Genomic DNA, 22,076 nt, shown 5'->3' on the forward strand with positions numbered 1-22,076 from the left:
GCACGACGGCCTACCTTACTGCTCCAGCGGCCCACGCTGTCGGGATTTTCCTGAGTACTGTCCAGTGTCCGGAACGTTGATACGACTTGCTCATTATCGATAATCAGCGCTCGGGTCACCACCGCCGGTAAGGCTCTGGGCGTGAAAAAGGCAAAACCGACCTTGCCGTAAGGCATCTCTCCTGTCTCTTCCGGTGTCTGCGGCTCTCCGGTATGGCAGCCGCTGACCATTACCGTCATCAGCAGCGGGATCAGGGGGTTCAGTTTCATACTTTCTGTCCATCCATGTTGTAAACGGTCCGTTGCCACTGCTCATCCGGGCGATTGATAAAGCCAAGCAGTTCAGAGAAAAATGCTCCCCCGCGAATAAGACCCTTCTTAGTTATCGCCATGGCATTCCAGTGGGCTGAGCAGTGAATATACTTTTTCGCAATCACGTCCAGCTCATCCTGACTAAACGCCTGTGGTGTCCGCCCGCTACGGGTCGCCTTCCCCATCGCCAGTGCTTTATCACATAGCGAAGACAATTCATCAGAAAGAGTCATATCCGGATTAGCTGTGTCGATGGGGTCAAATACCACCCCGGCATCCTCCGCCGCCTCAAGCATGACCCGCAGCACCACCCGTGACCAGTCATTTCTGACCACCCGTCCGCGCAGCGTCAGTGCCGCATAGCTGCGCTTCTGCAGCTGGCCGTAATGATCCGCAGGAAGCCTGCCGTCATACCAGGTTTCTGCCGAAATATTATGGGTCCGCAGTAGCGGTGCCAGATAGGGGTATGTATCCAGTGCCTGTAGCTGAGCCACTGCCTGCCGGTAAACCCGGGTCTTTTCCCCGGGCAGGCTGTACGGCACGGTCTCCGCGGCCGGTCGGGTCAGGAACAGATCTTCCCCGGTGACGGGCAGATAGCCGCCGCCAATATCGGAATGTGCACCGGGCAGCGCCAGCTCCGGCCATACCGGTTTCACGCTGTTCAGCGCAAAGTTAAAACGGCATTCGTTCGCGGCGGTGATATGGAAAACGTTCTCCGCCACCCCCGGCCGCAGGCTGAGGTTCACGTCACCGGTATCTGCGCTGTGCGGATTCAGGCCGTTGGCCGGCGTACCGATAGCGGCAACGGTATCGAACAGGCCGATAAAGCGGGTTTTCCCGTACGGGGACCCCGTAAAGGGTTTACCTGCCATCCCCTGGCGAATAGCGCTGATAATGGCCGGGTCTTCAGACTGAATACGGTTGGCAAAATGACGCGCGGCGGCGGCACCACGACTAAAGCCAAAGATATCGAACTGCAGAGAGCTGACAATAACCCTGCCTTCACTCTGCTTTTTACCTGCTGTATCCAGCACGTCCTGAATACAGTCTGCAAGCATAGAGACGGCTTTATCTGTTTTAGCAACAACCCCGGAGTCAGTGATACCAAGCCCCTGCCCCAGATAGCTGTCCGGTTTACCCGCATCGGTACCGATCCCGTCAATATAAAGCGCTGACTGAACTGTGCCTGTATCTGCAGGGATGTCTGCTTTATACAAAGTACTCAGCCAGTGAATATTGGTGTAATACCCGTTATAGCTTGTCGCCTTCCCGTCCGTTAAGTTAAATTTCTCATCGACGCATTTACTCAGGATGGACCCGGCATCCGCACGACTGAGAGCGTAATGGCCTCCGGTGCAGGCTTTCATCATATTCTGAGTGTTAACGGCATTGTTGCCCGTACCGTCAAAAAACACGCCAATAGTCAGCGTAATTTCCCGTACCGGCTGCTTTTTCCTGGCTGACTGCGCATGCTGCTCCGGTTCCGTAGCCGGAGCAGACGGAGCAGACGGTGCAGACGGTGCAGACGGTGCAGACGGTGCAGCCATTATATTCCGGGGCAGGTCCGCCACTGACACCGTGTCCGGGGCAATCAGAAAATGTGTCCCTGCCGGGCATCCGCAGCGTATCTGCGCCCCGTCCACCGCAACGGCAGCATCGTTTGTCTGCCGGTAGTCACCGCTGATGATAACCCCCGCTTCTCCGCACTTCGGGCAGGGAGTAGTTTTATCGCCGATATAGAGCTTGAGCTTCCCCATGACCGACATGCCGGAGCGGGCCGCGATGCATATTGCACCGGTGGAGGTTTTATCCCCGTCCAGCCCGACGTTTTTACCGTGCACATAACAGCCTCTGTGTGTCAGCATTATCATCGGCCTCCGGCGGTCAGGCGACTCTCTGCAGCGACACCCTCTCTCACCACCACAGGATCCCCGCGAAGATAAGCGAGCGGCCTCCCCTTATACGGTTTTGCATCTTCCCGCATCGGGGACTTCTGTTTTGCCTGAATGTCAGGCTGTTCCGGCGAAACGTTCACCGCCGGGAGGAGAGTATTATCATACTGATGTTCCATATCAGTTCCTTTTTCATACAGTGATAAGCGTGCCGGCAAAAAACCTGAGCAGCAGGCACTGACTGCCCTGGCGGGGTATCGCAGGATACGGATACCATTATTTACGGATCAGGGATCCCGGTTCAGTGCCGCATATCCCGCAATCAGTTGTTTCAGATGCTCTCCGGCCTGTACCCGTTGCGCCTCGGGGATCGTTTTCGGCTCAGGGTTCGCAAACATCCGGCGCAGTTGTTCCCCGACAGGCACTGACTGATTAAATGCCCGGGTCGCAGAGAATACCCGGGATTTCAGCTCGCTGACGGTGAGGTATTTTCCTTTCCGGCCATCCAGAGCATTCAGATCCTGCGTCAGTTCCTGCAGTATGAGCATTCCTTCATGCCAGCCATTCAGCATTTCTGCGGACATTCCGTTCTGTGCCAGATGCTGCTGCCACCGGGCCTCCAGCTGCTTTACCTCTGAGCGCTGCGGCCACAGCCCGCGAGCCTGCGATACCAGCTCCTGTCCGTAGCGTATATTCCAGTCCGGCGGCAGTGCAGTCAGCGCATTCAGCCGGGCAGATGCCTGGCTTATCCATTGCGTCGTCAGTTCATCTTTCACGTTATCCTCTTTAAACGCCGCAATTTCTGCGGGGGTCAGGGTCCGGGGGAGCGGCGGTAATGCCGCATTGAGTAACTGCACCGCCGGAGACTGACGGCTGACAACATAACTGCCTGCAAATACCATCGCGCTGAGCATAAAGGCGGTTACCATGCCGCCGATAAAAGCCCGTCCCTGTTTCGGCGGTGGCGGAGCCTCGTCAGCCACATCAACCTGAACCGCCGGCGCCTGGCGGATGACGTACAGTAACCGGGGCGTGCTGAGTGTCGTCTGCTCTGCCACCGCCTCTTCTGAGACTCCCGGCCCGACCGGCGTGATCCCCACGGGTGGCAGTTCAGCGGATGGCGTATTTTCCAGACGCGTAATGGCGCTGCGTACCTGCTGTAATAAAGGCGTGATCTGGCTGACCTGCTGTAACGTCTGCCGAACCAGCAACGCATTCAGGGCGCTCAGCGTCGTTTCCAGTTGTAAAAGTGACGGGCGATCCTCATGGCTCAGCGAAAATGTGCGAAACACATTCCGCAACCGCTGAAATAAACCGGCCAGTATCTCCACGCGCGCGTGGGGGCTTTGCGGCCAGAACTGCGCCCACTGGTAGTTCAGCATTGCACTGAGAATACTCAGCCCTTCGTTCATTCCGCTATATCGTGCCAGCTGGCTGCGGGCCAGCGTGTACCAGGCACCGGTCTGTAGCTCGATGCCATTTTTTTCAAACAGCGAAAGTGCCAGTTGTTCCACCTGGTCCCAGCGAATATCGGGCCGGGCGGGATGGGTTTGTTTACTCATTTCATCACGCAGTGCGGTGAAATCCGGGAATGATCGGGGATCGGTCCCGGTACGGATATGTCTGGGTTCTGTACGTTGCATAGGTTCTCCCTGAACCGGCAGGCAAAGAAAGAAAAAGGGTCTGACTTCAGAAAAACATACCACCGGTCATGGCAGCAGACTTTCGATCATCCTGAAAAAGGCGTCTTCGTCGAACACTGCCCGCTGTCCGCCCGGCGTGCCGGCCGGGATGTACGTCCAGACAGGGTTTTCCGCTGATCGCATAAACAACCGGCACAGAGAGGCTGCCCGCCCGCCGGCAGCAAGGGTCACTTCCACACATCCGGTGACCCCCTGACCATACAAAAAGAGCGGCGTAAATTTTACTGTCCGGTGTTCGTAATGCAGGGAAAAGCAGGGAACGGTGAAAGCGGCATTGCTGATAAGCATTTCCGTCAGGGCGCAGCTTTCTTCGCTGACCTGTATCCCGGTTCCTGAAAGCCAGGCGACGACGTTTTCCTGAAGCGCCCCCAGCCCCCGACGAAATGCCTCAATATCGGCCTCGCCCTTACTGTTAGTCTCCCGGGTAGACGCCTGCTGCGCCTGAAGTTTTTTAAAAAAGTTTGTTTTGGCTGACATACGGTATCGTGTATCCCTGGTATCGGAGGTCACTCAAAGCCTGCTACGGGGATCAAGATACTGTTGCTGTCTGAGATGACGCAGCAGTACCCTGCCTTCGGGCATAAATTCAGTGCCGTAGCGCACCAGGCCCACGCCTTTGAGCTCCGCGTCAATGGCGTAACGCAGCTCACCGGGCCGGATTTGCTCCTGCAACAGCACCTCAATTTTCTTCAGCCGGGGTTCATATTTCAGTAACACGGCAGATAGCGTGCCCATCAGTTGATGAGCGGTACCGGGCATACCCTGCAGGATTTTGGTCATATCCGGTAACCCGTAATCGGGTAAATGTGCCAGCGTTCCTGCCCGGCTGTTGAGGATACGTTGCATATTGTCGAGCACCGACAATATCAGCTGATTTTGTTCACTGATCTGCTCTAAATCGAGGCCACCGCTGACGTTGCCAAACAGGGTTTCATAGAGCGACGGACGCGGGGCATCATTCATCTTTTACCCCCTTCAGCGTCAGCCGGTTATTTCCGGCTTCAATCACCCGGGCCTTATCGGGGTCCAGGTCATCACGACTCAGAACGACCCGCCAGGTGTTGTTCACCTGGTCCGGTGACATAAACATCCCGGCCACCGCCACAAACTTCGCACTTTCCTCCATCGGCATATCCACTGCCACCGCCCCGCCCGGTTGCAGGCGAATATCTTTTTCCGCCACCAGGTCCGTTTTGAGGGCCTGACTGTCCGCCTTAAACAGTGACGGATAGTCCGTACTGTCGAAGCTTTTTCTGTCTTTTAACTGGTAAATGCGTACCACGGTGGATAACGCCACACCACCATCGTTGCTGTTTACCGCTTCACGGGCGAGGATATCGAGATGCAGGGTTTTTACCTGTTTATAAAAAATAGCTTTGGTGACGGCAACCGTGCCGTCTGTGACACTCCGGGTCAGTCCGCAGCCCGCCAGTATCAGTGTGATACCCGCGGCCATTGCAGCCAGAGGAAATTTACCAGCGGTAATCGCCATCTTCATCGGTCTCCCTGCGGTGAATATTTTCCTGTAGCCGCTCATAACGGCCAGGATTAATGGTTATAGTGTCGGGGCCTGTGCCAGTGTTGGCCGCATTCAGCGGCCGCATCACGGCAGTGCGCCCCAGTTGCACAGCTTTGGCAGTGGCTTTCGTCGTCAGGATGGCATCAGGCAGCAGGCGGCGGTCGACACATAACTGCAGACGGACATCCAGACGTGACCCGAGATACACATGCAGCAGCGCCATCAGGTCCGCGTGAAGCTCCCCTCCCGGCAGCCAGCCCTGCACTTCGTCCGGGTCACGGGTAGTTAACCTCATCAGCACCTGGCTGTTCACATCCGTGGCATAATGGCCCATGACCGGACGGTTTTTCAGGGTAACGGGCTGACTGACACGCATTGTCAGCGGCTTTCTCAGCGGCACACGGCGTTTGTCATGGTGCCAGACGCTGGCCTGTGTCCCGGGTGCCAGCAAACGTACCAGTGAGGCCATACCTTCTGAAGTGCGTCCCGGCAGTAGCATGGCCGGCAACAGTGCCAGAAAGCGTGACGCCGGTGCCGCAATGCTGTCCGTACAGCCATTGATCCCGAGTCCGGCCAGCCCCAGCAGATACTGCGACGTCCGGTCCTTTCCTCCCGCTTCAAACGTGGCCGGATACGAGTACTTACGCCAGATACGGTAATACTGGGCAATCAGACGGTGATTGAAGATATCGAGGAAATCCATGGTCGCCCCGACCCCTTCCCTCTGCTGTGCAATATCATCGATATAGTGCGTCGGCAAAGGCGATTCCACACCGTACAGCCCCATAAAGGTGATACGCAGGGTCGGCGGCAGGTACGGATGCTCCGGCAATTCTGCGCCTTTGATTTCAGAGGCCGGAAAACCCATCCCCGGATGGGGCCGGAAGCGTATCGGCTCATGCTGCACCTGCCAGCTGCTGCCGGTCACCGGTTTATCCGGCTGGCTCTGCTCCAGCAACTGGCAGAATCGGTAAAAATTAATGTACGGTAACCGATCCCCCAACTGTGCTATCAGCCGGGCAGTCGCTGACTGTGATTCTCTTTCCACCGGATGCATTTTCCTTCTGGCTGAACGATGAGGGTAAGCTGATTAAACTGGTTCATATCGGCATAGAGCGCAAAGAAGCGGTTGAGCATTTCGCCGAACAGGTGAACATCCCCCTCTCCGGTAAATCCGTTGCCGTCGAGAGTCACCTCAATATCCAGCCCGCGCAGCAGATAGCCCTGCTCAAAACGTTGCAGTCGATGGTGCGCCACGTGCAGGATCGCCTCCAGACGTCGGGTGTTGAGTTCATCTTCCTGCCAGTTGTACAGCGCCAGGGTGCCACGCAGTACCTCCGCAGTACTCATCATATTGAGGAATCCTGAACCGAGATGGCTCAGCACCCGCCAGTGAAAACGATCTTCGGCCGGGGGATAAACCGGCAGCGTCGGTTTGCAGAGGTTGATCACCGACAGTGGCGTCTGCACCACCTGCTCGCAGCGGTCAAGCAGCGTACTGGTGAGCGCGCGGCGCGGTAACTGGCCGTTGGTCCCGGTAATTTTCAGCGACACCGTCTCACGTTCAAATAACCGATCATCTTCCCACTGATGCCCGCCCGGGATCAGCCAGGTGTCATATAACCCGGTGACGCTGCGCTTCACACGCGTGTGGTAATAACGCGGCGGCGCATGGCGGCGCATCATTCCTCCTTTATGACGGAAACTGCTGAACGGGACATACTCTGCGTCATTTGTCCGATGGGACCCGGTGACCGAATCCACTGAATAAATCCCGGTATACCCGTCCTGAAGGCGTTTGGGCCGCAGCAGATATTCACTTTCCAGCCCGGTGATAGTGAGCGGGTCGGCTTCCAGAGGGAACAGGTTTATCACCGGTACGCAGTGCAGCCGGACGGCATTGCCGGTCACCGGCAGATCAGATGGCCACAGGGTATTGAACACCACCTCGATGTCGAAATATTCCGTTCCGGCAGGAGGCGTAATGCCTTCCAGCCCGTGAAGGTGAACGAACATAAACTTGTCGGGGAAGGTGAAATATTCCAACAGCAGCTGGTAGCCGCTGAACGCGGTATCCCCTTTCGGCCACAGTCCGTCCTCTTCGGCAAACCCCCCGGGAGAGAAATACCCGTCAAGCCGGATACGATCTGTCTGGCCGGGCAGCCGCATGTAAAGGGCCGCCTGCCGCCGGGTCAGCATCAGATGCAACTGGCTGCTGACGGGGGCATCCGCCCCGAGATACAGGCTCAGTCGGCTGAGGTCAGCCCGGGACCAGTCGGCCTGGTTGCTGCAGGCAAAGCGTATCCGTAGCAGCGAACGTCCGTCCGCCTCCGTGGTCATGACCACCTCTGCCACACTCAGGGGATTAAGCTGCAGATCCCGGGTGGTACGGTAGCGGCAGACGGTATTCTTTGGCCCCACCGGCCGGGAATAAACCTCAAGACCGGCCGGTACCACTTCTGCCATTTTCATCGCATGCAGTGCCGGGGTAAAAGCCACCACCGAAAGCGAGGGAATGGTGCGCAGATAGTGTGGCCAGAGCATGCTGACCAGCCCTTCGGTCAGTTCCGGCAGGTCGTCATCTATCTTTTCGCGCAACCGCCCCATCGAGAAGGCAAAACCTTCGAATAAACGTTCCACATAGGGGTCCGGCGTCCCGGCTTTATTGAGATCCAGCATCGCCGCCCGATCCGGATGGGCTTGTGCAAATTCTTTCGCCGCTTCACGCAGATAGCGCATTTCGGCGTCGTAATAGCGCAGGGTTAAATCTTCCATAAAATCAATCCCCCGGAAAATTAGTTCATTACGTCAGAAGATAAGGCCGGGTCTTGTATTTTTGTGGCGTTACAACATAGTCCTGCAAGGATAACCGCCACAATAAGACTCATGCTGATGCTGATCCCCTCGACTATCCTCTGGCTTTCAGTCTCCGGCAGAAAATGCGTTAACATGTGATACACCAGCAGGCTGATCGCCGGTAAAACAAAAAGTTCGGTGATCACCAGACCCACAAACCATCCTCCTGATCTTCCGATGTCATGCATACGACGCACTCCAGCCGAAAGAACCGGAAAGAATAAAATTAAAGGTACAAAGGTGCGTAAAGGAATATAAATATAATATACCCACTTCCATGCCATCACCCGGGCAGTGATCCCATCGGCTACGCTATTGACAAGCAGATAATAGCTCCCTGCCGCGATAAGCAAAAAAATAAATATATTGATGATGATAAATGACCAGAATTCATATCGGGTAGTACACCCGGAATAAACAAACGTCTTTTTCCACACAGACCAGTAGCAACTCCGGAAACTTTTCGACATAAATCCCTCGCCTCAGAAAGGTCGTGTCATTGATAATTCAGTCCATGATGCGCAATGATTTATCAATCTCTTAACATCGCGACGATATACACAGGAATAAGCAGGATATCGCCGGTTAGCGTCACCGGGGTCATCAGTAAATTGAATGCAAGCGTCTTGCCGGATATGCCACTGCTATATTTGTCCCTGTAAAAACGAACCTGATAGCTCTTATTCAGGGAGGCTTCACCCGCAATAGCGCCCCCGAATCTTGATTTTTTGATAATCGCCCCTTTGATCACAACAGACCGTTGGTAAAATCCGTTAGTTAACTGAAAAGAAGCATCCGTAAGTTGTTTTTTTTCTTCATCGGTTAATGATGATGCAGGTTGCTGGCTTTTTATATTGATTTGCTGATAAAACCCGCCGTTGCCATACTTCGGATAAACGCCGCTCAGACTAATATCTATATACTTACTTTTCCCGCCGGCTTTAAGCGGGATCTCTTTCATGAGTTTATGAAGTAATAGCAAATCATTGCCATTGTGCGTCACAAAATACACATTATCTTTACCCACGAATCCAACACCTTCAGAAGGCAGTGCTATATTTCCGGTTCGTCCCGAAGATGATTGAGTCCTCAGGTTGACATTTTTGTATTCAAAAGCCGACTGGATTTCATCCGTATAGACTTCAATACGTTCATAACTTGGACCACTACCCGGACTGTTTAACGTCCAGAGAAGTCCCGTAGCACATCCGCTCAGTAAATAAACTGAGATAAACAGCATTACCGCGAAAAATTTTTTGTTCATTACCTTTCCCATTCGTTTTATTTGGAAACAGACTACGCACACAAGACAGAAGCCCGGACCGGATCAATCGCAATCAGTCCGGACAGTAATTGTTCCATCAGCGGGCCCAGGTGAACCTTATCCGTTTCACTGCGACCGGCTTTCAGCCTGAGGAGTTTCAGGTGACGGGCCTGAACCTCAAATAACAGCGCGGGTTCCCAGTCACTCAGCCTCACCTTTCCGGCACGTTCTCCCAGTTCAGCAAACAGGTGTATTGCCAGATCATTCTTTCCGTACTGCTCCGCGATACGCCCCATCAGCAGACGCAGCAGCCAGTGCTGACGTGTCGTCGTGATACCGGGACGGTTCTGCAACCACCCCAGCGCCGCCTCCGGGCCGTTACTGTCAGCCAGCGCCAGCGCCTCCGGCTCCAGTGCCAGAATGTCATCGTGACCGGCGCTGACAGGAACAGAGGGCGCATCGTTGCCCCATCCGTCGGTGGGATCCAGCACGCTCTGGCGGATCCAGTTCAGCGTGACTTCGTCGGCAAATGGCGTACCGTCACTAAACGCCAGTGTTTCCAGCCCGGACAAACGAGTCAGCAGACCTTTCAGGTCAGCGGTAATAATGTCAGCCAGCGTGTGCTGGCCGGACTTCATCAGCGCCTGATGGATATACCATTGCAAATCCAGCCACAGGTGGTTAGCGCCGCGGGAAAAAGCGTTGTCCGCAGCCTCCGGCATTTCAGCCCAGCTTTGTTGCAGATACAGACGCTTGAGCAACGCACGCTGGTCCGCCCTTGGCGGCTCAATGCGCGTTCGGCCCTGCGCATCCGGTGCCGGGATCGCCCGCAGCGTATCGTGGCGCAGACTTTTCATCAGGTGATGCGCAGAAAGCCAGCCATCCGGCTGCTCACGCAGATATTCAGCGAGCGTCCTGCCCTGTGCCAGTAGATCCTGACCGGAGGTAATACGTCCGATGGCCGGAGCATCACCGGGGATCACCGCAGGAGAGGCTTCATGGTGACTGGCATTCTGCGGCACCACCGCATCCATGCCTCCGGCTTTTTGCAGACGGCTTTCCAGTGCGCCATACAGCGCGTTTAGCTGCGGTCGGGTTTCATCGGGATCATTTTCGGTAAGCGTCGCTATCAGCAGCAGCGCCCCGGCGGTCCGCACCGCATCCTGCCGGACCACTTCCGGGTACAGAGACAGAGAATCCGTCATACGCGAACCGGCCAGCCATTCCAGCGCTGCCTTGCGGCTGCGGTCACGCTGCGGATGCAGTTGCGAGCCGAAACGTTCTATCAACCCGGCCAGCAGTTCCAGCCCTTCGGCCAGGCCCTGCTCGCCCTCCCGGTGCAGTTTTGCCCAGCAGTAGTAGGTAGCAACACGAATATCTTTGGCGGTCGTGGTCAGCAGCTTCTCCGCCAGCTGGCAGATAAGCTCCGTATCTGCTCCGGTGAGTTTGTTGACTTCTTCCCGCATTTGCTGGAAATCATCATCATAACCAGGGTCTTCGCCCGCGGGCGAAGACCCTGACAGTGGCTGCAGCCAGTTATCCCACTGCGCGGCGCGCTCACGGGAAGCCTCAAGCAGTGGTGTCTGTTCAGTCTGACAGGCACTCAGTAAGGCATTCAATGTACTCATCAGTAAACATCCTCTGTATTACTGGCCGCGCTGGCGACCTGGTCTGATGCTGCCACCGCGGTCGTGCTGAAAATGGTATCCGGCAGACGGAAATTGCGTAGCTTAAGCAGTACCAGCGGCCCCTCGCCCGCTTCGGTACGCAGGGTATAATTAAGCAGGTGGTCGTCCTGTGTTTTCCAGCTCAGGCTGTAGCTGCTGCCAACGCCCGGGTAAGCGCTGACCACCGCTTTATCCAGCAAACGTATCCAGCCCCAGGCACCCGGGATATCCGCATACTGCCGGGTGCCGGCCCGGGTGCTGATCCAGCTTAAGCTGGCTCCGGGTGCCACGGTATCCGCAGGCCAGCTGAAACGTTTCCATTCCGGTAACTGGTTGATGTAATTGAGCTTGCGGCTATCGATAATGATATCGGTCTGCATCACCCCGGCCGCCGTCCCCGGCCGCAGCTCGAAGTTCATCCCGGCATTCCCGCCGGTGAAGGCTACATCCGCGATATGGCTGAGGGTGTTGATGGTGTTAAGGAATGCCGGGTTGAAGGTCAGCCCCTGAGAATTGATGCTGTCCGGTACCCAGCGGCTGCCTTCCCGGTGCAGCACCCCCTGCAGACGGGTCTGCAAAAACTGAACGATACGCCCGGTATCCGCATTGAGGTATTTGGCAAGCAACGGCAGGGATACATCGCTGCTGGCGTTGCTGAACGGATAACGTCCGCCGAAGGCTCTGTTCCACTCCGCAACCACCGCCTGCTGCCACAGCGCATTCAGGCTTTCGGCCGCCGGCGTCAGCACCTGCTGCCAGGCCTGCTCCATCGGGCTCACAAATATCGTGCGGCCAAAGCCGCTCCACTCCTGACCCAGACTGGCCGCAATCAGGCTGCCGTAGTCACGTGTATCAGTGAGATCGACCGCCTTGCCCTCGAAGACCGTCTGAGCCAGGGTCCGGGTCATCGCCTGCGGGTCGGCGGCATTGGTCACCTGCTGCAGACGCAGACGCACCTGCGTCACGCGGGTCAGATAGGACTGCAGGCTCAGCGCCTGTGCCCCGGTATTGCTTTTGTCCATCAGCGCCAGCACCGGACCAAAGGTTCCATCCAGCGGGCCTTGGGTGCCGGTGTTCTGATCAATGACACCTCTGTTATTAGCACCGAGCAGGTTTTTTGCTGACTTCACCAGCGAATCTGATATCGCCTCGCCGGTTTGTCCGGTACGTCCCTGAGCATTCAGGGTGTTCATCAGCGCCACCAGGGGTGACTGACGCACGTCAGCCATCAGGGTCAGCTGATCAATGGAATCTGACAGCGTCGCTGCCGGCTCCCAGCGCAGGCCGTTGAGGAACGCCAGCCACGCACCGCCGAAGTCCGCAAAGTAACGCGCCGTCAGACGACTTTTCAGCACCGCCGGGGAGGCATCTTCCTGTGTATTAACCTGACGTTTACTGTCAGTGAGCACCCAGTCAAGTTCGTCCCGGCGCGCCTTCACCACCTTATCAATCGCAGGCTGTACCGCCTGCTCCCAGGCCTGGCGGGTGAACATGCCCGGCACGATTTCGGTAGTGCTGAACAGCCGGGCGGCGTCGGTATCACCGGTCATGTCCTCCAGACGCATATCGGCGTACAAATGCGCCACCTGAGAGAGCATTTTCTGATAGAGGGTCGATTCGCTATTGCGTACGCCCAGTAAGCGAACCAGCAGGGTACGCGCCTGACTGACCATGGCCTCATCGGTACGGATCTTCCACGTCGGATGCGCCATCAGCTGCGCGCCATAGAACGATAACAGTGACGGAGCCATCCCCTGCCAGACACTCTCTTTCACACCGGGACGCTTCCGCCAGTCATTCAGTAACACAGAACTGAACCAGGTGGCATCCATATGTTCAGGGCGCGCCAGCATCAGATAAAGTTTAAGCTGATCATAGGTGGTTTTGGCCCGCGGCTCACGCAGCGGACTGCCCGCGGGTAACGCATTAAAGGCATTGAGCTGTGTCTGCAGATGGTCAGCGGCAGCATCACGCAGCAAAGGCTGCGCGCTGTTCTGATAATGTGGCCAGAGTGCCGCCAGCAAGGCATCATTCCTGCTCAGACCCGCCTGCTGGTACCACGGCACGCTGTGCTCAGCGCGGTACTGCAACCGGGCGAGCGTTTTCTGCAGTTCAGACAGTGCCTGCAGACGCTGCTCCGGCGGCATATTCTGTCTGAGAGCAAGCGTTGCCTGGGCATAGGCACTGTTAATCTGGTTACGGTTACTGAGATATGACACGCCCATCCATACTGCCGAAAACACCATCAGCAGCCCGGCAACAGAGGCCAGCATGTTGCCCCAGGGCGGGCCTGGCCTGACGGGACGCAGTGCTGCAGGAAGCTTCCTGACAGATTGCGGCAAAACCTCCCAACGCTTATCCATGGCCCAGTGATGCCGCACACTGCGCTCAGCTCCTGCCGAAGGCTGGCTGAACACCACCCCGGCCAACGGCAGCGGACGGTACGGATTAAGCATCACCGACAGCGGTGCGGTCAGGCTCTCCGGTGCATGAATGAGCTGCCCGGCAAGCATCAGCAGAAAGTTGTGTTTAACATCATCACAGGTCTGCTGCAGACCTTGCGTGGTCAGAACCGGTGTCAGGGAAGCCAATTGTTCAGTCAGCCCCTCAGTCCGGCACCCGGCAGGCAGCAGGCAACCTGTCGCCTGCACAATACGCCCCTCTGGCTGACCGGCACGCGGATGCAATGACCAGACATACAGCGGGAGCTTCCATCCCAGCGCATCCATCCGCGTACTGATGGCATGAGACAGAGAGTCCAGAGTGCTTTCAGAAGGCACCGGCAGCGGCTGCTCCAGACCAGGGGCAGAAAGCTGGTCAAAGGCGGAGGTCACCCACACCATGCCGTCCACCGGACGACGACGCAGTTTGCGCAGTGCGGTCAGCCAGGCACTGTCGGCCGGGGTATTGAGATCACCACCCCATAGCAGCAGCGTGCCCCGGTCTTCCTGCCAGAGCTGGCCCGTCAGCCCCGGGGTCAGTTGCTCCACGTCACTGACGGAGCCGGTGATCAGCAAAATGCGAACTTTTCTGCCCCAATGGCGGCAATAGAGATTACGCATCGCTTCGCGAATGGCTGCCACGGTAACGTTAACGGGAGCCGTCTGTTTGACGCGACTTTCGTCCCCCGGCAGAACATTCTTCCGCTTAGCCTGACTACGATGCCAGACCTGCCTGATAGCCAGGCCAACTGTTTTGCCATGGCGAACCACCAGTAACAGAAATAACGCACCGGCAAACGCCAGGCTTTTCATCAGCGGAGTGTGCAGCCCCGCCTGGTCGCCAAAGTACCAAATCAGCCAGGCAATTCCCCCTGCAATGAGGGCTAAGAAACCCAGCCTGCCCCACCCTCCACGCCATGACGAATTACCTGTGGTCATTATTTCTGTTCCCTGTTTGCACTGTATTGATAAATTTCTGCTCGCTATCGCTCGAAAGCATCAGGCAGTCTGCTTTTTGTATCTTCACGATATCGCTGGCAACGGCAGCCAGTATCCATGGAGAAAAGGGGCCGCTGAGTCCGGCATATTGCTCAAGCCAATGAAGCTGTTCAGGCTTCCAGAGACAGCCATGATCTTTGGTGACATCGAGCAGATCGGAAAATGTATTCCCCCACTCCACCTTGTCGCCAACAATACAGGCAGTGGCACAGGCCTGAGTCTGTATCGCGAAAAATGTCTCCAGGGACTTTTCTGATATTGCCCTATCCAGTGCCATAGGACGTAAAAGACGGGCATCAGGAGAAAGCTGGTATTTTGTGGCGACATCATCGGAGGTCAACAGCAGGATAGCCAGCGCATCGCTGTACGCATCCCGTCCCTGTGACTGGTGAATAAGGAGTAAATCCACATCCAGCGTCGGAGACTTAATTCGTTCATCCAGTGAAATGAAGGACTTTGACGTAACAATAATCAGCGGTGGTACCGAACGGTCCGGCAGATCTGTCTGCCAGGCATGCACAAATGCATCCTGCAGGGTCGGAGCGTCATCGTGAGAATCTGTCAGCAGCGTAACCGTGGGGACTATCTCTGAAGGCAACGCAGCCAGAGCCGGACTTAACCCCGCCAGCAAAACAGAAAAATGCGTTTCATCATCGCGCAGAAAAATTCGTCGGGGCAGAGATGTGCTCTTCTCCAGTGTTGGCGGGGGAGCTAAAAATATTTTCGGTGTCAGATGTGCAGGCAGTACAACACCGCTGTACAATACGGCGATATTGCGACCAGCCCATTCCATCCACTGTTGTTGTGCAAACCGGGCTTCAGCGGATTCGAATTCGTGTCTGTCATAAGCATTGTTATAGAGCCAGCCACGAAAACAGAAAAAGAAAAACCAGGTCACCGCAGGGAATACAGTAACAACCCAAAGATTGAATGTCTGAAGTGGCCCTGCCAGTTGATTAGCATGCAGGACAAACAACAGTACGCACCCGACCAGTGCCAGCCCTCCCGATAGCATCCACAGGATAAATGAAGGTTCTTCCGGCTTAGCCGATAGAGGTGATTTCTGACGCTCCCAGCTCATTACTTATCCTATTGCGCAATCCGGCGCAGTGGAGATCACCTGGTAATTCCATTCACAGTGGCTGCCACGCACGACAATGACTTGACCATCCGGGATCCATTCAGGTGACCCTTAAATAAAGGTATTAATGATATGCCCCTCGTTTGGGCAATATTTATTAGCTTTGTTAAACTATGTATTACCTGTAGATTTTAGTTTACTCCATTCTTCTGTACTGATGCCTTGAAGCTGATCAATAGTCCGATATATTGATGTATAACTATCTGCATCTGACAGTTTTAACAATACAACCTATGCCGGCAGAGTATTGGGGGCAGGATAATGCCTGTGTTGAAAAGGTTTTCCGTTCGCTGAATGTCGAATGCATAGTGCTTTATCTGGATACTCCCCTCTGTATAATGCTGAATCCTGCCAGGAGAAACAGAAGGAATCTTTATGGGTTATACATTTTCCATTACCTCTTCCTGGCATTCAGAAAATCGTAAAAACATAGCATTGGCGTATAAGCGCGACACGTTAATTAACCGGGAAAGGATTAAAGTAAATACCTGCTATTTCTATTTACCCACCTTCATTTTATCGACCTTATCAAAATTAGGAAAGACAGTCCCGTCGGAAACAACACTGCCATCCGGATATATTATCTTGGGAAAAACCCCTTTTATTTTCTTTCCTGGCTCAATGTATTTGATTACTTTACTCTCATCTAATGATGGATAAAATAAAATATTCAACCCATCCATAAGCCTGTACGTTAAAAAACTTTCCTTTCCGAAAAGAGACAGATCTTTCAGTTTTTTATTAAGGTTCCACTCTGTTATATAAGGATAATATCTTGGTGATAAAATCAAATCCCCTTGCTGAAATCTATACTGCCCATTTCTGGAAGCATCACTATCAAAAGCAAGCTTCACCCCTACCGCCGTTCCGGGTACAAGGTCTTTGCCAAGGTGTGTCGCATCAGTATAACGGATACCTAACGTGACCGCACTCAGGCTCCATTTACATGAGCCACCCCCGGTCATAGCGACTTTTGCTTTCCAGATATCCCCGTCCTCCTGCTGCATGGGGATCCTGATAACGTTATAAGAGGGCTCACTGATCACTGAGCCATCAAATCCACTGATTCTTTTTTTCTTACATTCAGACGAGATATATCTGACTCCGAGAGGAAAAGGTTCTGTATACTGAAAGGGATTTTTTATTTCAATATTGACCCATTTGGTATCCGACGGCGGGGCTAATGTTTTGTTTACTGGCCTGCTAATAATGCATCCTGTCAGGGAAAATAACATCAGCGTAAAGAGAATGAATTTTGATGAATTATACATTTTCCTATTTTTCCATTACCCTTATATCAGGGTGAGTCGAACCATCGGATACAACAGTACCATTAGGATATATGATTTTATAGTATGCGCCCACCTTATACTCTGCTGGCGCAACCATTTTCACTATTCTCGACTCATCTAAAACTGGTATAAATTTAACAGTTACAGAATCATTTAAATTAGATATTCTCTTTTGTAAAAAATCCTCCTTACCAAAAATACTCAAAGAATCAGTTTTACGGATCATTTTATTAGTTTTAATTAATGGAAAATATTTCGGAGAAAAAATTGGTTTATTATGAGATAGAATATCAAACTGCCCATTGCGTGAAGCATCATTGTCAAAAGCAAGCGTCACCCCAGCTCCGGTTCCGGGTACAAGGTCTTTGCCAAGATGTGTCGCATCAGTATAGTTTATACCTAAAGTGACCGCACTCAGGCTCCATTTACATGAGCCACCCCCGGTCATAGCGACTTTTGCTTTCCAGATATCCCCGTCCTCCTGCTGCATAGGGATCCTGATAACGTTATAAGAGGGCTCACTGATCACTGAGCCATCAAATCCACTGATTCTTTTTTTCTTACATTCATACGAGATATATCTGACCCCGAGAGGAAAAGGTTCTGTATACTGAGAGGGATTTTTTATTTCAATATTGACCCATTTGGTATCTGCCGGGGGGGATAAGGGTTTGTTTACTGGCCTGCTAATAATACATCCTGCCAGGGAAAATAACATCAGCGTAAAGAGAATGAATTTAGATGAATTATACATTTTCCATTACCTCTTCCTTGTATTTAGAAAATCGTAAAAGCATAGCACTGGCGCATAAGCGCGATAAGTTAATTGACTGGGAAAGAATTAAAGGGAATATCCGTCACTTCTATTTCCCCACCTTCATTTTATCGACTTTATCAAAACTCGGAAAGACAGTCCCGTCGGAAACAACACTGCCATCCGGATATATTATTTTAGAGTAAATACCTTTTACTTTTTTTTCTATCCCAATATATTTTACAACCTTACGTTCATCCACCACTGGATAAAACTGAATTTTTTTCAAATCGTAAACCCTAAAAGATATAAAAGCCACTTTACCTAAGAGAGATAACTCTTTGCTTTTCTCACCAAGATTCCATTCGGATATATATGGATAATATTTAGGTGCAATATTTAAATCACCTCTGGAAAAGGTAAATATTCCATTACGAGAAGCATCACTGTCAAAAGCAAGCTTCACCCCAGCTCCGGTTCCGGGTACAAGGTCTTTTCCAAGGTGTGTCGCATCAGTATAGCTTATACCTAAAGTGACCGCACTCAGACTCCATTTACATGAGCCACCCCCGGTCATAGCGACTTTTGCTTTCCAGATATCCCCGTCCTCCTGCTGCATAGGGATCCTGATAACGTTATAAGAGGGCTCACTGATCACTGAGCCATCAAATCCACTGATTCTTTTTTTCCTGCATTCAGACGAGATATATCTGACCGCGAGAGGAAAAGGTTCTGTATACTGAGAGGGATTTTTTATTTCAATGTTGACCCATTTGCTATCCGCCGGCGGGGCTAATGTTTTGTTTACTGGCCTGCTGATAATGCATCCTGTCAGGGAAAATAACATCAGCGTAAAAAGAATGAATTTAGATGGATTATACATTTTCCATTACCTCTTCCTGGTATTTAGCAAACCGTAAAAGGGTATCGTGACCAGATGGCATAGATAACGTCGGAGTAAGCGATACACCAGGCAGTCCTTCTATATTAAGAAAAATATTATTCCTTGCTAACTCTTTCTCAGGTACTTCATTTTTGTATTCTGCCATCTGCTCCCTGAATGAATCAACGTTATACATATGTTCAGTAAAGGTACGTTTTTCCACTATTCCGGCGTTATCAATCAATTCAAGAAGCTTGTTGCACAGGTATGGCATATAGGAGGTCATAAAGTGTTCGAAAAGATTTAAATTAGCCCCTCTGTCCGGATTGCTGCCTTTGGGGAAAAATTCAGCCAAATCCGCCGGTGTCAGTGACGCATTGAATTCTTTCTGCTTCTGGCCCGCCTGCTGCATATCCTGTTGTGCCAGAGCGGGCACCAGATAGAGTTTAGCTTTTATCGGAAGCAACTTTCTGATGGCAATACATCCCGCCGGGGTTAGAAGGGATCTCTTACACTCTTTCCATTCCCGACTCTGGGTTACCGTGAGAAAGGCTACTGTATTGCCGTGGTGCCAGAAGCAATCCCCCCAGGCAACCATCTGCTTACGCACACTCCGGTTAAATATCCCCCACTAAGTTTTATATAAGTGCCAACGCACCTTAAAATCCGTTCCTGACCAACATATGGGTCTGCTCACTTACCTGACCGGTAGCGATACCCTGCACGATAGAACAACTTATGGCATCTGCTTTTATTTGTTTTTTTAATTAAATAATGCTATTCACCCCATCACTTGATGTAAGAAAAAGTCATTTACTCTCTCTCCTGAGCAGACAAAATGTTGCGACCTTAATTATTTCAGAGACAATAACAGCAGAAAAAAACAACCACAAAGCTTTGGTGGACATGATTTTAAACAACCATGGAAATAATGATACTGAAGGTATCAAAAAGAGTAATCTGAGAGGGAGCTGGAAATAAACAAGCCAATGAGAATATTTCCATTTAATTAAAAACAACATAGAAGAAAATAGTATTGACACATTAAGTAAAAACGACAAAGAGAAAATGGCCAGCGCATATTTACCCTGCTCATAATAAAACTCATTAAAGTAGCGTAGATCATCAATTAATGGGAGCCGTCCCTGTGACACATTTAGCCAGATAAATCTGGTAATATATAAGAAGTCAAAAAAAGCCCATAAATACAACACCAAATCCCGTTTTAAGATAAGTTTCATTTCTTCCCCACATAGATATCATAAGTAATAATAAGAAGCAACGGAAATTTTTTATTAAAAGTACTGACGGTGCGGCCTTTTTTTATCTGTTATTTTCAGATACGTATTTTACGTATTTTTCCCAAAACAACACTTTGATAGCTTTCTCAAGCGATGTAATTCCGGCATCTGAACCAAAGAGACCAGAAATACTCTCTGTTGCATTAGGGAAGTTAACCCGAAGATAAAACGCCAATGTACCACTACCCGCTAATTTACTTTTATTCCATAAGACGATAATTCTCCTTGAAAGTTTTCCCGTTCAATTTCACCGTAAAAGGAAATTACGAAAAAGGGCTAACTTTAAGATTTCCACTCAACTCTTCAGCCCTCATTCAGATAAGCAGATGATATTAAATACCCACTATTTTCAAAATAAGAATATTCACCATGAACCATATGGATATTCTTTACCCTCGATAAATTCTTTAGTTTTATCGCTATATCCATAGGAAAAATTACTTACTGTCACCCCTTTACACATATCAAGCTCTTCCCCTGAGACTGTCCTTATGGTTGTATCATTCAGAGGGATATCTGAATGGCTATATTGTCTTAGCCAGACCCGTACTTTCCCCTCAGGAGCCAGACCTATCAGCATGGTTTGCCGGTATGCTTTTTTTGCGGGATTTGAAACATCCGGGTAAGGGGTAACCATCTTATTCCATGTGTCCTGAGTGAAAAATAAAGTGGACTGATAAACCTTTCTATCAATGAGTGAGTCCCAGCAAAATATCATTATTTGCGGCAATCTGTCGGCATTATTAAAATGCGTATTCCCTGCTGAGTTCTCTTCATCCCATTTTCCGACACTGATACCTTGTGGCTGATTAATAGTTCTGTATGTCCATGCATAACCGTCAACATCCAGTAGCTTTAACAATGTCACCTCGGCCGGCAAAGCTTTGGGAGTAGTAAAAGCAAAAAACCACTTATCCCAGGGCGCTTTAAGACTGTCAGGCTTCGCTTTAGAACAGGCACTGGCAGAAGCCACAAGTAATAATACATAAATTATTCTGCTCATCGGTTTCATGATTTTCCTCCCTGCATATTCCAGACAGCCCTGACCCAACCGGGGTTTGGATGACTGACAGATATTTAGCACACTGGTGTGTTTAAATTATGATAAATTCCAAGACACACACATCCCGGTGGCGGTCTCTGATGAACCAGGGGCCATGCTTCGCCGGGCCTTGACCTGATTCTGCTTATCACCTCCGTTAAAAATGGGAGGATTACCGAATCAATAAATGTTCATTTTGTCGACCTTATCAAAATCAGGGAAAAGAGTTCTTTCAGAAGCAACACTTCCGTCCGGATAAATGATTTTTGGATATTTACCTTTTACTTTTTTTTCTAACCCGACAAACCTTGTTATTTTCCTCTCATCTATTTCAGGAGAAAAATTCACAGAGCTAATTTCACCAACACGCAATGACAGGAAGTCTTTCTTACCAAATAGAGATAAGCTGTTCTCTATCTCCCCCATTTTTTTCTCTCTTATATAAGGATAATATTTAGGATATAAATCTACATTTCCAGTGACAAAGGTAAATTGTCCATTACGAGAAGCATCACTGTCAAAAGCAAGCTTCACCCCAGCTCCGGTTCCGGGTACAAGGTCTTTTCCAAGGTGTGTCGCATCAGTATAGCTTATACCTAAAGTGACCGCACTCAGACTCCATTTACATGAGCCCCCCCCCGTCATAGCGACTTTTGCTTTCCAGATATCCCCGTCCTCCTGCTGCATGGGGATCCTGATAACGTTATAAGAGGGCTCACTGATCACTGAGCCATCAAATCCGCTGATTCTTTTTTTCTTACATTCAGACGAGATATATCTGACCCCGAGAGGAAAAGGCTCCGTATACTGAGAGGGATTTTTTATTTCAATATTGACCCATTTGGTATCCGCAGGCGGGGCTAATGTTTTGTTTACTGGCCTGCTAATAATACATCCTGTCAGGGAAAATAACATCAGCGTAAACAGAATGAATTTAGATGAATTATACATTTTTCATTACATTCTCCTGGGATTTAGCAAATCGCGAAATCATAGTACTTACGCATAAGC

Annotated in this window: 19 protein-coding genes and 1 pseudogene; all 20 read right to left on the bottom strand. The window is 51.5% G+C overall.

Features of this window, described 5'->3' with window-relative positions:
• Window positions 1-269, bottom strand: a pseudogene (locus tag CG67_RS13390) (hypothetical protein); the annotation flags it as partial.
• Window positions 266-2,176, bottom strand: a complete 1,911-nt coding sequence (locus CG67_RS13395; protein ID WP_074011245.1) for a phospholipase effector Tle1 domain-containing protein — start codon at window positions 2,174-2,176, stop codon at window positions 266-268. The gene CG67_RS13395 and the pseudogene CG67_RS13390, both read right to left, overlap by 4 nt.
• Window positions 2,177-2,178: 2 nt before the next feature.
• Window positions 2,179-2,382, bottom strand: coding sequence for a hypothetical protein (locus tag CG67_RS13400; RefSeq protein WP_025903455.1), 204 nt, complete (start codon window positions 2,380-2,382; stop codon window positions 2,179-2,181).
• A 108-nt stretch (window positions 2,383-2,490) separates the two neighbouring features.
• Window positions 2,491-3,846, bottom strand: a complete 1,356-nt coding sequence (locus CG67_RS13405; protein WP_025903456.1) for a VasL domain-containing protein — start codon at window positions 3,844-3,846, stop codon at window positions 2,491-2,493.
• Between the two features lie 66 nt (window positions 3,847-3,912).
• The gene (locus CG67_RS13410) at window positions 3,913-4,383 is read right to left on the bottom strand and encodes a hypothetical protein (protein WP_025903457.1); all 471 of its coding nucleotides are present in this window, start codon (window positions 4,381-4,383) and stop codon (window positions 3,913-3,915) included.
• Between the two features lie 33 nt (window positions 4,384-4,416).
• Window positions 4,417-4,869 (bottom strand): type VI secretion system baseplate subunit TssE, encoded by a 453-nt coding sequence (gene tssE / locus CG67_RS13415; protein ID WP_025903458.1) that lies wholly within the window; start codon window positions 4,867-4,869, stop codon window positions 4,417-4,419.
• Complete coding sequence (gene tssJ / locus CG67_RS13420; RefSeq protein WP_025903459.1) at window positions 4,862-5,398, bottom strand: type VI secretion system lipoprotein TssJ; 537 nt, start codon at window positions 5,396-5,398, stop codon at window positions 4,862-4,864. Before tssJ ends, tssE begins: the two co-directional genes overlap by 8 nt.
• Window positions 5,379-6,482: a type VI secretion system baseplate subunit TssG gene (tssG, locus tag CG67_RS13425; protein WP_038024831.1), complete on the bottom strand. Its 1,104-nt coding sequence runs from the start codon at window positions 6,480-6,482 to the stop codon at window positions 5,379-5,381. The genes tssJ and tssG overlap by 20 nt, the downstream gene beginning before the upstream one ends.
• Complete coding sequence (tssF, locus tag CG67_RS13430; RefSeq protein WP_025903461.1) at window positions 6,437-8,200, bottom strand: type VI secretion system baseplate subunit TssF; 1,764 nt, start codon at window positions 8,198-8,200, stop codon at window positions 6,437-6,439. Before tssF ends, tssG begins: the two co-directional genes overlap by 46 nt.
• A 20-nt stretch (window positions 8,201-8,220) precedes the next feature.
• A complete protein-coding gene (locus tag CG67_RS13435; protein ID WP_025903462.1) occupies window positions 8,221-8,751 on the bottom strand; it encodes a DUF805 domain-containing protein in 531 nt (176 codons plus the stop codon).
• Between the two features lie 62 nt (window positions 8,752-8,813).
• Window positions 8,814-9,545: a hypothetical protein gene (locus tag CG67_RS13440; RefSeq protein ID WP_025903463.1), complete on the bottom strand. Its 732-nt coding sequence runs from the start codon at window positions 9,543-9,545 to the stop codon at window positions 8,814-8,816.
• Window positions 9,546-9,577: 32 nt separating this feature from the next.
• Complete coding sequence (tssA, locus tag CG67_RS13445; RefSeq protein ID WP_025903464.1) at window positions 9,578-11,173, bottom strand: type VI secretion system protein TssA; 1,596 nt, start codon at window positions 11,171-11,173, stop codon at window positions 9,578-9,580.
• The gene (locus tag CG67_RS13450) at window positions 11,173-14,592 is read right to left on the bottom strand and encodes an ImcF-related family protein (RefSeq protein WP_025903465.1); all 3,420 of its coding nucleotides are present in this window, start codon (window positions 14,590-14,592) and stop codon (window positions 11,173-11,175) included. Before CG67_RS13450 ends, tssA begins: the two co-directional genes overlap by 1 nt.
• The gene (locus CG67_RS13455; RefSeq protein ID WP_025903466.1) at window positions 14,579-15,733 is read right to left on the bottom strand and encodes a hypothetical protein; all 1,155 of its coding nucleotides are present in this window, start codon (window positions 15,731-15,733) and stop codon (window positions 14,579-14,581) included. Before CG67_RS13455 ends, CG67_RS13450 begins: the two co-directional genes overlap by 14 nt.
• 557 nt (window positions 15,734-16,290) lie before the next feature.
• Window positions 16,291-17,064: a hypothetical protein gene (locus CG67_RS13460; protein ID WP_025903467.1), complete on the bottom strand. Its 774-nt coding sequence runs from the start codon at window positions 17,062-17,064 to the stop codon at window positions 16,291-16,293.
• A gap of 4 nt (window positions 17,065-17,068) precedes the next feature.
• Window positions 17,069-17,839 (bottom strand): hypothetical protein, encoded by a 771-nt coding sequence (locus tag CG67_RS13465; protein ID WP_025903468.1) that lies wholly within the window; start codon window positions 17,837-17,839, stop codon window positions 17,069-17,071.
• Between the two features lie 109 nt (window positions 17,840-17,948).
• Window positions 17,949-18,722 (bottom strand): hypothetical protein, encoded by a 774-nt coding sequence (locus CG67_RS13470; protein WP_025903469.1) that lies wholly within the window; start codon window positions 18,720-18,722, stop codon window positions 17,949-17,951.
• The gene (locus CG67_RS18575; RefSeq protein WP_235501137.1) at window positions 18,715-19,332 is read right to left on the bottom strand and encodes a hypothetical protein; all 618 of its coding nucleotides are present in this window, start codon (window positions 19,330-19,332) and stop codon (window positions 18,715-18,717) included. Before CG67_RS18575 ends, CG67_RS13470 begins: the two co-directional genes overlap by 8 nt.
• Window positions 19,333-20,387: 1,055 nt before the next feature.
• A complete protein-coding gene (locus CG67_RS13485; protein WP_025903472.1) occupies window positions 20,388-21,035 on the bottom strand; it encodes a DUF2931 family protein in 648 nt (215 codons plus the stop codon).
• 210 nt (window positions 21,036-21,245) lie between these two features.
• Entirely contained in the window at window positions 21,246-22,016 is a 771-nt protein-coding gene (locus tag CG67_RS13490; protein WP_025903473.1) for a hypothetical protein, read from the bottom strand.
• Window positions 22,017-22,076: the final 60 nt, after the last annotated feature.

It is taken from the genome of Tatumella sp. UCD-D_suzukii (genome assembly GCF_000611875.2).
In the GTDB taxonomy this organism is placed as follows: Bacteria; Pseudomonadota; Gammaproteobacteria; order Enterobacterales; family Enterobacteriaceae; genus Tatumella; species Tatumella ptyseos.